A 13,436-nucleotide genomic window follows, 5' to 3' on the forward strand; every position below is an offset into this window, starting at 1 on the left:
TAGCTTACCCTCTGTTCACACTTCTCTAGCCACCCTGGTTACTTCGTCTGCAAAAATGTTCAGGGAGTCAACCATCTGGTTAATATTTTCTTTCAGCTCCAGAATCTCACCTTTAACATTTACAGATATCTTTTGGGTCAAATCTCCTTTAGCTACAGCAGTAGAGACTTTAGCAATATCCCTTACCTGAGAAGTAAGGTTGCTGGCCATTGTATTTACATTATCAGTTAGGTGCTTCCATATTCCAGCCACATTAGGCACAGATGCCTGTCCACCCAACTTACCTTCAGTACCCACTTCTAACGCTACCCTAGACACCTCACCCGCAAATAAGTTGAGGTTATCAATTGTTTTGTTAATGGTTTCAGCCATTGCTTTAAAATCACCAGTAACGGGTATTTGAAATGTTTCATCTAGGTTACCCTTGGAAATGTTTTTTAAAACTTTATCAACTTCAAGGACTGGTACTGCAATGGAGTCTACCAAGCCATTGATGTTATTAATCATATCTTTCCAAAAGCCTGACGCATTTTCGGCAGAAGCACGTGCTTTGAGATTTCCTTCTACCCCAGCAATTTTCGAGATTCTTGATACCTCACCTCCAACACCACCAATCATTTCTACCATTGAATTATACGCTTCTGCTATTTCAGCAAAAATATCATCATTCTCTTTCTGAAGCCTTACTGAAATATCTCCTTTTTTGAAAGCGTCAAGTGCAAATAGCACTCTGTTCAACTGCTTATAGGTATACTCAGGGTCTTCTAGCTGTTCCAAATATTTCTTGGACACTTCATCGACTGATGGCTCAGTTTGCTGAGGATTTTCTTTAATATTTTCTGCTGTTTGGGACTCTTTTATAGTGTTTTTTTTCCGCGCTGCCATTGCGTAATATTTTAGATTTATCTTTTAATAAAAAATAAAGTACTTTTATCTCAGTAAAGGGATAGAGTTGTGGTTAAGTTAAGGTTAAACTTCAAAAATATAATATTGTTTATTTTATTAACAATATTACTTAATTGGGGTTGAAAAAATACTATATTGGCTAATGAAATTACATACATGGAAAGCAAATCATCAAAACCTGAATATATATCTGAGGCTGGGATAAGGTCAAACAGTTATCTTTTAAAAGCTATCTTGTCTAATGTGCCTGTAGTTATATGCCAGATAGACAAGCACGGAAACTTTACTGATATTGCCGGTAAGCTTTTGAACTATACAGGCTTAGTAGAATCTCATTTAAAGGGAAAAAACATTTTTGATGTTTATCCGCAGATTAGTAATTCTGTCCGAAAAGTATTGGAAGGTCAACCCGTTTCATTTACCAGCAGCATTGTTTATCAAGGAAAGGTGTTTCATTTAGACAACTACTACTTCCCCGAAGGAGATGGTTCTGTGGGTTTTATCATGGACATAACAGAGCAAAAAAAGGCAATAGAAAAAATCAAATATAACGAAAACCTTCTGATGCACGCCCAGGAGTTATCCAAAATGGGTATTTGGGACTGGGATGTGAAAAATAATAGTATGACGTGGAGTGAAGGGCTTTATAGCATTTTTGGTTATAATCCTGATGAGAAAGAAGTAGACTACCAGTTTTACATGAGCCATGTACACCCAGATGACCAGAATGATATAAGAAGCACAATTACACAAGTTTTCCGAGATAGCAGAAGGTTTTCTTATGAACACCGCATAATAGACAAGCACGGCAACATAAAATATGTTCAAGGAGAAGGCAAACCCGTAATTAATGATCATGGGATTGTAAAAATCATAAGTTTTATTCAGGATGTTACATCAAGGAAAAGGATCGAACAGGAAATTATAAGTACCAATGATGAGCTGTTAGATGCTAAAGAAGCGCTTAAAAAGCATAACTTGGAGCTAGAGGCTAAGGTAAAAGAAAGAACCGAGGAGTTACAGCAAAAGAATATAGAACTTCAGAAAATAAATGCAGACCTAGACAATTTTGTATATACCGCATCTCACGATTTAAAAGCCCCTGTTTCAAATATAGAGGCGCTTATAAATATGGTCAACGAAATGTTAAAAACGGGAGAAGATATCAGGCCTATAATTGATATGGTAAAGTCGTCAATTGACCGTTTTAAAGTATCTATTGCCGATCTAAGTGAAATTACCCGCATTCAGAAGGAAGCAAAAGGCGAGACGGACGATATTGCTCTGGATGAATTTTTTGAAGAAATAAAGTTAAACCTAAAAGAACAGATAGATACTAGTGGCGCACTTATCAGAACAGATTTTGAACAGTGTGAGCGTGTTGGCTTTTCAAGGAAAAACTTACGAAGTATCCTTTATAATTTAATTTCAAACGCAATTAAATACAGGCATCCTGACAGAGTCCCAGAAGTTAAAGTTGAAACTAAATCATTGGGAAATGAAGAGGTAGAACTAAGTGTCTCTGATAATGGCTTGGGTTTTGACGCATCAAATAAATCTAAGATCTTTACCATGTTCAAACGCCTGCACGACCATGTAGAAGGCTCTGGCGTTGGTCTCTATATTGTCAAGAAAATTATTGATAATGCCGGGGGAGATATAAATGTTGAGAGTGAAAAAGGTATAGGGACAACATTTAAAATCACCATTAGAAAAACCCCTCAGGTTCTTGAGCCTTCAGCATAATTTAAAAGTTCTTTACTCAATGGCTTCTTTAGACCAGAAACCATTGGGTAACGACTGCTTCAACATCCCTCCATTATATTAGTCGTTCATAGAGCCTCTGCTCTCTCCCTCTCTACTACCAGGTTGCTTTTGATCAACATAGTCAGCCAAGAAATTAGCAACATCATTGGTCCATTCTTGCCTATAATTGATCAAATAACTTTCATGCCCAGCCTGAGGGTAGGTTTTTAGGCGTTTTGGGCCAGCAAAGTTCTTGAATATTTCTACAGTTTCTTCTATGCTGACTTTATCATCTTTTTCTCCAAAAAGGTGTAAAACGGGACACTTTATCGCTTTTGCATACTCGCAAGGCTTATGGCTAAATGCTGGGAAGTTACTTCTTATGCTGCCCCAAAATAACAACAGCCCGGCAAAAGGAAAAGAAGGTATGTTCATGTTTCGAAACCTTGCGCAAGTAGTTTTATACATGGTTCCGAAAGGGCATTCCACAATTATGGCATCAGGTTCAATTTGGTTGTCCTGTATTGCCTTCATAATGGCTACCGCACCCATGGAGACGCCATATAGAATAATTGGCCCTGTGTCTTTACTTTTCTGATGCTCAAATATGGCTTTTACCTGCTTAGACTCTTTGTACCCTATGGTAGTAATATTGCCTTCAGAACCACCAGATCCTGAAAAGTCCATCAAAATTATATCATAGCCCATATCATACAACGCCTCCGCTCTTTCTACCATAGAGGATTTGCACCCTCCATACCCATGAAAAATTATGATTGTCCCTAATGGCTTGTCTACCTTCATATGCCAACACTCCAGCTTAACGGGGCCGTCAACATAAAAAGTGGTATATGGCTTTGATGGCAGAATGTCATTTACAGGGCGTGGATTGTGGACTCCTGTAAACAATGCCCGTGCTTGTTGTAAGGGGGTTAAGTCAGAAGCAACAGGGTTTAACTCCTTCTCTTTTGAAAAGGCGGTAAACTTACCTGCATGAAACCAGGCCGCCACATTTACCAAGGTAAAACCTGTTCCGGCAAGAAGTGCGATTGGCTTCAAGTATTTCTTTATATTTTTCATGGCGGGGTTCAGGTATTTAAATATAGAACGATATTATACTCGTCCCCTGTGTATAAACTAAAATAACATGCCTTCAGACTTTAAAGTTGCTCTCAGCAATATTATTTATACGCAGGCCTTTAACCGAGGTTATGCTTGACCATTATCTATAGAAACATCGTTTGTCTTCAGGATAGTTCTGCGGTAGCATAAAAAAAGCCTCTGGCAAAAAAATGCAGAGGCTTTTTTAATGTTTTTTACTTTAGGAACTAGTTTGCCATAGGGTAGCCCTTGTTTGTCCAGTCTACGTTTAAGTCTGTTTTGATATTGAGTATTTTAGCGTTTTTAAACCCTTGTGCGGTCAAATAATCCATGGCAGGTTTGACATTCGGGCAGTTGTCCATGGTACAGCACCCACAGTAAACTACTACTTCTGATTTCTTGTCAAGTGTTGCTGCAACTTCCTTTAATTTGTTCATGCCATGGGTAGTACTGCCTATTCCTACCATTTGCGCACTTTTAATTGGAGGCATGGTTCCCATGTTTAAAATAACAGGGTGTTTAGATTTTGGCCCTTCTAGGATGTCGGCCAAGGCCTTAGGTTCTATCAGCTGAGACTCTTTCCAAGGTTTATCAAAAGTAAAGGCAGCTGCGGTAATGAAAAGAACACAAAAAACAATGTACTTGAAAGCGGCTGTTTTAATCATATTTATCAAATTTTTTCTAAAACGAAATTTACTAAATTTTTTATATCTATATGGTATATTTTGTAAAAGGTAACCAGAAAACTACAACTTTTCTTTTTGCCATATAGTTCGTACCTCTTTATACGTAACAGCTTTAGAAAGTTCTACGCCATTTACTCGATATAAATAGGCACCCAGGTACCCAGCACCCATAGCGCCAAAAACGTGCCAAAGCCAATGGGAGCCCATGGGTAAGATAGCTGCAAACTCATGATCATATTGCCTGAACAGCAATGCAACGATAAAAAAGAAGATTCCCAGAAATAAACTATGGGCATATTGGAACCTAGTCTTTACCAAAAATATCAAAGCAGGGAGGAAGATCATTACGCCTGTAATGAAGTAGGCAATATTAATCGCACTGAAGGTGTCGGTAAACTGAAATATGTATATTCTTGCTAAAAGAAAAGGCATAATAACAGGAATCGTATAATGCCATTTTGGAAGGACTTTATACCAAAAGTATATGCTTACCAAAACGGTTAAGAATTGAATGGGGAGTACGTCCATCATCAAGAGCAGGGGGCTAGTCCTTAAACCATGAAATAAAGTGCTGCCTATGCCACCAGCCAGCAAGAGTACCATGCACACTATTAGAAATGGGTAGCTCTTGATATCATGCCTAACTTTTAAAAACCAATAAAACACGGGTACAAGAAAGGCTAAAGAAGAAATGGCATTCCATGGCTCAGGGATAATCCAATCCAAGTTTGTCTCCGCATACATTAAACCACCATCCGCTAATGGGATATTCTCCGGGTGTGTCGAACAAGCAGCATGTGTTAAAGGCATATAGTATGGCTAAAATTCTTTAGGTTGAACAACAATCTATCAAAAAAAGTTTGGTCATTGACCCCGAACTATGTCAGTTTCATTCGAAGCCAATGACCTTAAATTTGCGCCATTTTATGCTAATGGGTCATTTAACCGCCAACTACTTCGCCGCCATTAGGGTGTATTACCTGGCCCGTAATATATGATGCGTCATCCGAAGCCAAAAATACAAAAGCAGGGCCTACTTCGGATGGTTGTCCTGCCCTGCCCAAGGGTACCTTTTGTCCAAAACTCTTTACATGGTCTTCTGAGAAAGTTGCAGGAACCAAAGGTGTCCAGATAGGCCCCGGAGCTACTGCATTGACCCTAATCCCTTTTGAAGCCACATTTTTTGAAAGTGAGCGTGTAAAAGATACAATTGCGCCTTTTGTTGATGAGTAGTCAAGCAAGTGTCCGCTACCCCGATATGCTGTAACAGATGTACAGTTTACAATGCAATCACCTTCTTTTAAATATCTTAACGCTTCTTGGGCAAGGAAAAATAATGAAAAAACATTGGTTTTGTAGGTTCGTGCAATTTGTTAAGGAGAAATCTCTGAAATATCGTTTGCTTCATGTTGTTCTCCTGCATTGTTTATCAAAATATTGATTTTGCCTAATTGATCCACTGTTTCCTTGATGCAGCTTTTGGCAAAGTTTTCTTCTCCAATATCGCCAGACAATAACACGCACTTTTGCCCTTCTTTCTCTACCATTTTCTTGGTTTCTTTGGCATCTTTATCTTCCTCAAGGTAAGCAATGGCCACATCGGCACCTTCCCTGGCAAAGTGGACAGCTATAGAACGGCCAATACCACTGTCGCCACCAGTAATTAAGGCTACTTTACCTTTAAGCTTTTCACTTCCTTTGTAGGTTGTACGAATTATTTCAGGTCTTGGCGCCATTTCATATTCCCTACCGGGCTGTTCCTGCTCTAGTCCTGAAAACTTTTCTGGTTTGAAATCCATATCTTCTCACTTTTTGTTTATTTAAAAACTCAAAAAGCGGTAGTTAGTTAGTAAAATGGCAACTCAGTTTTGGAGTGACTGTATGTATGTCTGAAAGTATTTGAAACCCAATTTTCTGAGATACTTAAAGTGGGGTGTTTGCACTTTTGGGTTATTTTCCGATTTTAGCAAAAGCTTCCAGCAGTGCTTCTACTTTAGTCTTCAGCCTTTCATTTTCTATCCTCAATTGTTGATTTTCTAGAGCAAGCGTGTCCCATGACTTATAATCTTGGCATGGCTCAGCAAACGAACCCGTATCCTCCTTTTTTCTGTATTTTATTGACTGAGAAATAATGTCAGCGGAGGTTGGGGAGTTGTTCAAGTACATATTTCCATCACCTAAAATGAGCCAACGAGGATTAACATTTGTGTATGTTCTTAAAATGTCCGCCAATAGATCTGCATCTGGCTTGTTTCTTTTTCTAACAATATTAGAAATTCGACTCCCAGATGTGTTTAATGATTCTGCAAAGCCATTTTGAGACTTACCGGAATCCCGGATTAGCTTGATAATCCTATCATTAATATCGCCCACCTTTTCCTGCAAGTATAAATATAGAGAAATTTTCTAACAACAAATCTTTACAATTGTCAACATTTATGTTTATTATTGTAATGTATTTGCATAAAAATAAGCATAAAACATCGATTTATGCAAGATGCACAACGAAAGGTGGTGGTGAAGGTCTATATTTTTTGCCAGTCGCCAGGATTGTAAATTTTTTAATTATGAATGAAAAGGACACCTATCTTACAGATATAATTGCCAGGATATCACTGTTGCAAAGGGAGATAAACCAAGCCTCCGTAAATAAAAACTATCCGGTGGTACAGGTTAAGGAATTAGAACTTGAAAAGCTTAATGCACGGCTCCATGCCATTGCCAATAAGGGTTTTTGTTGTGCTGTGCCTTATAAAATGGAAGATAATTACTGTTTGGCCCTCAAGTTCTACGGGATTTCGGAAAAAACTCCTCTATTAAACCGGCGATTTGATACTCTTAAAGATGCAGAATCAGTCGCGGATACTATTAATGATTTTTTGCACATTAACCCTGAAAGTAGAAAGGCTATTCTTGATTCGGATAGTGAGTGAGAAAGTTAAAATGGACAAGTATGGTTATGTTATATTTAGGATGGCCTAGGTATAGTGTCAAAATAAAAAAAACGCTTTAGTTTTATTGTAAAAACCTAAAGCGCTTTTTTATTTAAGGTTAATGTAGTAGGGTGTTATACTTTATAGAATGATGATTTTTTGGCTTACAAACTCACCATTAGCCCAGCCTTTTAGGATATAAACGCCAGGAGTTAATCTAGCAACGGATATGTCTTTTGTACCCTTAGTTCCATTTAACACACTTGCTCCGTTTAAATTTAACAATGAATAGTCACTAATTTCAGTAGATGTTATAATGCTCCTTTCAGAAACGTAGGCAGTAAATGCATGATTGCTTTCAAAATCTCTTACACTTGTAACTTCATCCTCGTCGCCTTCTCCCCCTTCGTCATTTCCCGTCTGATCTTCCCCTTCGTCCCCATCTTCTCCTTCTTCGCCATTTTCTGCCTGGTCTTCCCCTTCGTCTCCATTGCCATTGCCAACCTCATCCTCTTCTCCGTTGTCGTAATGAAACCTGATATTGTCCATTGTTAAGGTATCGAAAGCGGTTGTTGGGTTAGATGGGTAGGATATTGCAAAGAAAATCCCTGATGGGTCATCGTCTGAAACATATTCTAAATCCATATTGACTTCTGTATACGCACTTTTAGGTTCGGAAAAGTTGTACACAGCTACGGCCACAGAATCATAGTCCACTAAGTCGCCTTTTACAGTTAAGAAAGTGATCTCCATAGGCTGGTTGTCATCTGTTGAATACTTATAATGAAAGGAAACGGATGTTGGCCTACCGATAAATGGGATAAACTGAAAGTCATCTGCAATATTCAAATATGGGCTGAAGCTTACAGCCATATCGCCGTGTATGTCTTCTGATTCGGTATTAAAATATGCCATTGCATATTGACCGCTCTGTGCATCAGTTGACTTGTCCATGTATGTTGCACAGTTTTCTTCACCTCCTTCAACTGTAACGCAATTTATTGCTGGTCTCCAGTCTACAGGTGCATTAAATTCAAAGTTTTCTTCTGGTTGATACCAGTGCTCAAAGTCGCTATTGGGCATTTGGGTTTGGGCATGACCGTAAAAAGATATGCATAAAAATAAAAGTAGTAGTTTTTTCATAGATATTAAGCATTTGTTTGATGGCGTAAAGTTATTAATTATCTAGAAAATAAAAATTTTTATCTGATTAAAAGTGATGCAGACGCTCTTTTTCATTATGTCTGAAGCAAATTAACCTCAGGAATATGCGCCTATTTTAAATGATATTGTTCCAATGCTTCAATAGTCTTTGCTACCCCATCTTCTTGTTTAAGCTTTTTTCCTACATCGGCTATGTTGTCTTTCATAGCAGAAGATGATTGGCAAAACTTTAGGGCTTTTTGCAATCTGGAAGGAGATAATTCTTTAGAAGGGATATGCGCCCCTAGGCCTTTTTTTTCTATTTCATTGCCCCAAAACGGTTGGTCTGCAAAGATAGAAACCACTATAGGTGGTATTTCTGCTTTTAGTACGGCAGTGAGTGTGCCTATACCTCCATGAATTACTGCGGCTTCGCATTTGGGGAAAAGCCAGTCATGGTTTATTTTATCCACAATGAATAGGTTTGGATGTTCTGGCAAGTTTCCAACCCTAAACCAGCCGGGACAAAAAATGATCCTGTAATCTGTTTTGTTTAACAGAAAAGTTAGGGTTTCCAAGAACGCCTCTTTTTTCGGAAATGGAATGCTCCCAAATCCTATATATATAGGTTTCGGGCCAGCTTTTAACCATGTTCCCAACGCAGAGGAAGCCAGCTCTGATGTGTTCTGTTTTCGGGCCTCAGGCGGCAGGGACATAAACCCCGTCATCAGGTATTGTTCTTCCCAATCGTTCGGTTTTTTGTAAAGGATAGGGCTTATGGCTGATATGGTTAGAATTTTATCTTCATGTATTTTTCTGGGTAGAGCTATATTTAGTGGGGGTAGGTCTATGGATTTACGGAATTCTTGGATGTCCTTTTTGTTGATGCCCCAATGAAATAACTCATAGATTTTGTAGGTAAGTCTGTTGTACCATGGAGTGTTTAGAAAGTCCATGTCTAAAATAGGTCTTTCGCTGGTTTTGACGAAGGGCGGATTTACGTTGACTATCGCCCATTTTTTGTTAAGTTTTTCGGCAATGGTTGCTATAACAAAAGTGCTGATGTAGCTGGTAATGACAAAATCTACTTTTTGGCAACCATCCATAAGTTGTGCTCCAATCTCATGCCGAAGTTTACGGCCTTGCTTGGCAAAAAACCTGAGTAAGGAAAAACTGCTGCCGCTTCTCAATAGCCTCAACCCTTCGGGAGAGTTAATGACCTCTTCTGCATTGCCGCTAATAAAATGGTAATTGATACCATAACGCTCAACAAAGCCTTTTAAGTTTTCGGGAGCACCTAGTGTGACGGTATAGCCTTTGGCTTTTAATCCTAAGGCCAACGCTATATACGGCTGGACATCTCCTCTCGAACCAATGGTGAAAATCCCTATATGCATATTGCTATTGTCAATTAACTAATTTTTCCGATGAACCTTCTGGGACAGCTTTAGCCCAACCATATCCCCCTCTTTTTTTGTCCTGATAGTCCCAATCAAAATAATTGCCGATGCGATAGTTATCTTTAATGTCTTGAGAAGCGGCTTTAGGTAAGGCGGTTGTTAGGGCAATTGCAATAATAAGCAAATATTTCATGGTCAACTTGAGTAACTTGAAAAGAGAGAGAAGCTACAAATTACACAGGCCCTACTGTATTTTTGCCTTCAAGAATATCTTGTTGAAGCAGTTCGGCTAGTGCTCGATAGAGATGAGGTGATTCCTGTTTGAACTCGCAAGGTCTTTCAAAGAAATGCTCTACACAGACGGGGAAAAACTCATCTCTATTACTGGTGGCATATTTTCTAAGAAAGGAAGCTTGCCCTGTTTTGATGTTATTAAATTCATCATCAGCGAGCGTTTTCCAGTTTAACAGTTTTTTTTCATCCAAAAACCTATACTCCTTGTTTTTGATACTGTTTTCAAGCTTTAACGCATGCGCCATTTCATGCAGCCCAACATTGTAGGTGTCATCATGCTTAATGTACCCGTCCGCAAAATCGTGCCAGCTAAAAGCGATATGTCCACCCGTTCCTACTTCTCCTTTGTGCAGACTTTGTGTTTGTTTATTGAAGAACTTATCCGGAAAAACCATTACTGTTTCAAAATGCACAAAGTAAACTTCGGGCAACCCAAACGTTAGCTGAATAGCAGAAGCCGCTATCAGTGCCTTAACTTCATCTGTAATTACCATCCCATGCATTGGGATGAAATTTTTATTATGTATAAAATTATTAACCCTGTGCTCAAACTCTGCTTTTTGGGTCGGACTTAAAAAATTATAATATAGGAAGTATTGTTTGAGCGGTGCTTTTAGGTTCTCAGGCAGGCTGTTGTTGTAAGGTGTAAATGACTTGTGCTTACCAGCAAAGAAAAACTTTCGTATGTAAACACCAGTTGCTAAAAAGACAACAACTAGAAAAAAAGCAATAAAGCCATTGGTTATGAAATCGAGCTCTCCATTCATAATCCCACAAATTAAGCCATACTAATCATTAATCCTACAGTTTTTTTGTTTGGTTGTTCGGATTAAGCTATGGAAACCCTAAAGAGGATATGACTAGTCGCAAGTTTCTGGGGAATATAGCTAAACTAGGTAGTATTTGGAATTAATTTGATATACATGTATCTTGTTTGTTTAAACCTTTGAACTCCTCCTATGAAAACAAACGCTATTTTCTTGTCTTTAATTTTCCTTTTTGCATTTACAGCTTGCGATGAGAGTGGTGCAGACAAAAAAGCATTGACATACTATAATTCTTATTCAGAAATCCTTCAAAGCTTTACCGACGACTCTCAGGATATAATGGAACAGATAAATGATATAGTCCAAGAAAATATGGTAGAAGGAGAGGGGCTTGAATTAAGCTCTACCGATAGCGTCAAAGCCTTAGGTCTATTGTCCGACTTTAAGGCAATTCAGGCAACCGCCCTTCAAAACTTAAATGCGTTAGAAACTTTTGAAGATAACGATCTAAAACATACAACTGTAGAGTATGTAGATAAGAGTGCGGATATTCTGCACACTATATACTTGACCAAGGTGCTAGGTTTGGAAGAGCTAGCACCAGAAGATGATGATACAGATGAACTTCTGGAGGAGTTGGAGAAGATAAGTGACAATATTGTAAATGTTCAAAAAGCATTTATGAATAAGTATGAAATTCCCATCATTAGCGAACATGAACACCATGTGCATTAATTTTTAAAGACAATTAATTTTTAATTAAACTATCGAAACATGAACAGAAATTTTTTACGAAACATCTTGCTCTTAACACTGGCAGCGTTTTTTACTTTTAGTTGCAAAAAAGAAGAGGAAGAGCCAACTCAAGAGTCACAAGAGGAAACTCAAGAAGAAGGTAGGATTGCTGAAAGGTGGGAGGTAAAAACTTCCGATGCAAGAAGGTCTCAAAGCAAAGGGTTTATTGCTCCAACTAACGGCCAAGGTGGTTTGAGAGTAGCTGAGGGAGGTAATGCAGGAGGATACCAGTCTTTCGAGTTTAACTTATCTGGGACATTTATTATAGTCGCTGGAGGAGAAGTGATTTCTGGAAATTATTCACTAGAGGATCAAGGTAAAACAATTGTGTTGATCAACCACGGAACCATTACTATCAACTCCAGGTCAGAAAACTCGATTAACTTTACTCTAGAATTGAATGGAGATTCTTCTGAAATCTCTGCACAGGCTGTTCCTGCTATAGAAGAGTTGCAAGGTGTTGATTATTTCTTTCAAACCTGGGAAGTCGTGTCTATTGAGCCAGAATTTCTATATGCTGGATCTGAATATAAAATTGTTTTTTCGGAGTATGGAACGTATTTGGTAGAAACTACGACTTCCGGAATCAAACAATATGCTAATAATTCATGGAAGTGGAAAGATGGGGAACATGATCATATATGTTATTCACAGTTTGACGGGACTTTGCCTACGTGCGAACAGTATGCTGATATACTAAAGCTAGAAAAAGACACCTTTAAATTGGATGATAACGGTATTGTGTTTACAATGGTGCCAGCAGACGATTTTATAGTAAGTCAATAAAGTCAATAAAAAAAGCGGGTCTAGCATATAAGTAGACCCGCTTTTTTGTAAGTTACACGCCCTACCTTCCTTCTCTAGCAACTATTTGAACTAGCTCGCTTGAAAAAGATGCATTGTTGATGCTAAACGCCTCGCCTTCAGAAGTTCTTGGAAAAGACATTTGAAAATCTCCGCTAATAGTTCTTGAAGATGCATCATAAGATAAGTTGCTCAAAGAACTGATAAAACCACTTGTTCCAGGGGTAAAGCTTCTTTCGGCCCTAAAAATGGTGTGGTCGTCAAGCTCTTTTAAGCCAGAGAAGTGTGCTGAAACAATAGCTGGGTTAGATAGCGTTTCAAGATCGTCAACTCTTAGCTCCAATTGGAAAGAGGCCCTAGTAAATGATTCTCCTTCTTCAGCATATGCTTTATAAACCCGGATGATTACATGGTCATTCAATTGACGGTAGTAATTGTCCTTTCTGCTCATGATGCCTCTGAAGTCTATGTCCCACTCATATGCTACACCGTTAGATGTTGTACCCGCAAATTTTCCTTGTACATAGCCTTCTTTTTCTGTCCAAATTTTGTTTGGATCGTAGTTTTCTCCATCTGCTCCATCAGCTCCACTAGGTCCCCGTGGCCCTTGGATTCCTTGCTCTCCTTCTGGTCCTTGTGGTCCCGGATCGCCATCCTTGCCTCTGCAGGAAAAAATTGCTACTAAGGCACATATACATGCTATACCTAAAAATGACTTTAATTTCATTGTAGTAGTTAAAAAGTTAATTATTAATGATTTATTTATTTTACTGCCGACAAAAATATAAAAATATCTCATAAAAATGATCTAGTTTTAATAAATAATCGAGTGAGCCTGATTTTTTGTCTGATCAAAGCAAT

The 13,436-nt window shown here is 38.4% G+C and carries 14 protein-coding genes and 1 pseudogene; 4 read left to right on the forward strand and 11 right to left on the reverse strand.

The annotated features are described in order from the left end of the window. Positions 1 to 15 precede the first annotated feature (15 nt). The gene (locus tag RCC89_04020) at positions 16 to 885 is read right to left on the reverse strand and encodes a HAMP domain-containing protein (protein WMJ72330.1); all 870 of its coding nucleotides are present in this window, start codon (positions 883 to 885) and stop codon (positions 16 to 18) included. A gap of 177 nt (positions 886 to 1,062) precedes the next feature. Here RCC89_04020 and RCC89_04025 point away from each other — a divergent pair, with 177 nt between their 5' ends. Further along, a complete protein-coding gene (locus RCC89_04025) occupies positions 1,063 to 2,652 on the forward strand; it encodes an ATP-binding protein (GenBank protein WMJ72331.1) in 1,590 nt (529 codons plus the stop codon). Between the two features lie 78 nt (positions 2,653 to 2,730). Here RCC89_04025 and RCC89_04030 read toward each other — a convergent pair whose 3' ends face one another. From RCC89_04030 to RCC89_04050, 5 genes and pseudogenes are all read right to left on the reverse strand, one after another. After that, on the reverse strand, positions 2,731 to 3,732 hold the full coding sequence (locus RCC89_04030) for an alpha/beta hydrolase (protein WMJ72332.1): 1,002 nt from the start codon (positions 3,730 to 3,732) through the stop codon (positions 2,731 to 2,733). Between the two features lie 248 nt (positions 3,733 to 3,980). After that, on the reverse strand, positions 3,981 to 4,418 hold the full coding sequence (locus RCC89_04035; protein WMJ72333.1) for a hypothetical protein: 438 nt from the start codon (positions 4,416 to 4,418) through the stop codon (positions 3,981 to 3,983). A gap of 81 nt (positions 4,419 to 4,499) precedes the next feature. Then, on the reverse strand, positions 4,500 to 5,249 hold the full coding sequence (locus RCC89_04040; protein WMJ72334.1) for a hypothetical protein: 750 nt from the start codon (positions 5,247 to 5,249) through the stop codon (positions 4,500 to 4,502). Positions 5,250 to 5,380: 131 nt separating this feature from the next. Continuing rightward, positions 5,381 to 6,238: pseudogene (locus RCC89_04045) on the reverse strand (SDR family oxidoreductase). A gap of 151 nt (positions 6,239 to 6,389) precedes the next feature. Beyond that, positions 6,390 to 6,812: a helix-turn-helix transcriptional regulator gene (locus tag RCC89_04050; GenBank protein WMJ72335.1), complete on the reverse strand. Its 423-nt coding sequence runs from the start codon at positions 6,810 to 6,812 to the stop codon at positions 6,390 to 6,392. A gap of 194 nt (positions 6,813 to 7,006) precedes the next feature. On the opposite strand from RCC89_04050, the gene RCC89_04055 reads away from it, so the two are divergent. Then, positions 7,007 to 7,372, forward strand: a complete 366-nt coding sequence (locus RCC89_04055) for a hypothetical protein (protein ID WMJ72336.1) — start codon at positions 7,007 to 7,009, stop codon at positions 7,370 to 7,372. Between the two features lie 141 nt (positions 7,373 to 7,513). On the opposite strand, the gene RCC89_04060 is transcribed toward RCC89_04055, so the two are convergent. The 4 genes from RCC89_04060 to RCC89_04075 form a co-directional block, all read right to left on the reverse strand. Further along, positions 7,514 to 8,515: a T9SS type A sorting domain-containing protein gene (locus RCC89_04060; GenBank protein ID WMJ72337.1), complete on the reverse strand. Its 1,002-nt coding sequence runs from the start codon at positions 8,513 to 8,515 to the stop codon at positions 7,514 to 7,516. Positions 8,516 to 8,646: 131 nt separating this feature from the next. Further along, a complete protein-coding gene (locus tag RCC89_04065) occupies positions 8,647 to 9,912 on the reverse strand; it encodes a glycosyltransferase (GenBank protein WMJ72338.1) in 1,266 nt (421 codons plus the stop codon). Between the two features lie 10 nt (positions 9,913 to 9,922). Then, positions 9,923 to 10,108 carry a hypothetical protein gene (locus RCC89_04070; GenBank protein WMJ72339.1) on the reverse strand — a complete coding sequence of 62 codons (186 nt, stop codon included), beginning with the start codon at positions 10,106 to 10,108 and terminating at the stop codon, positions 9,923 to 9,925. A 40-nt stretch (positions 10,109 to 10,148) separates the two neighbouring features. Next, complete coding sequence (locus tag RCC89_04075; GenBank protein ID WMJ72340.1) at positions 10,149 to 10,976, reverse strand: zinc-dependent peptidase; 828 nt, start codon at positions 10,974 to 10,976, stop codon at positions 10,149 to 10,151. Positions 10,977 to 11,168: 192 nt separating this feature from the next. Between RCC89_04075 and RCC89_04080 the strand changes: the two genes are divergently transcribed. Together RCC89_04080 and RCC89_04085 are read left to right on the forward strand one after the other, a co-directional pair. Next, complete coding sequence (locus RCC89_04080) at positions 11,169 to 11,711, forward strand: hypothetical protein (protein ID WMJ72341.1); 543 nt, start codon at positions 11,169 to 11,171, stop codon at positions 11,709 to 11,711. 39 nt (positions 11,712 to 11,750) lie between these two features. Next, positions 11,751 to 12,557, forward strand: a complete 807-nt coding sequence (locus RCC89_04085) for a hypothetical protein (protein ID WMJ72342.1) — start codon at positions 11,751 to 11,753, stop codon at positions 12,555 to 12,557. A gap of 61 nt (positions 12,558 to 12,618) precedes the next feature. On the opposite strand, the gene RCC89_04090 is transcribed toward RCC89_04085, so the two are convergent. Beyond that, entirely contained in the window at positions 12,619 to 13,302 is a 684-nt protein-coding gene (locus RCC89_04090; GenBank protein ID WMJ72343.1) for a collagen-like protein, read from the reverse strand. Between the last annotated feature and the right edge of the window lie 134 nt (positions 13,303 to 13,436).

This window comes from Cytophagaceae bacterium ABcell3, from assembly GCA_030913385.1.
Lineage (GTDB): Bacteria > Bacteroidota > Bacteroidia > Cytophagales > Cytophagaceae > ABcell3.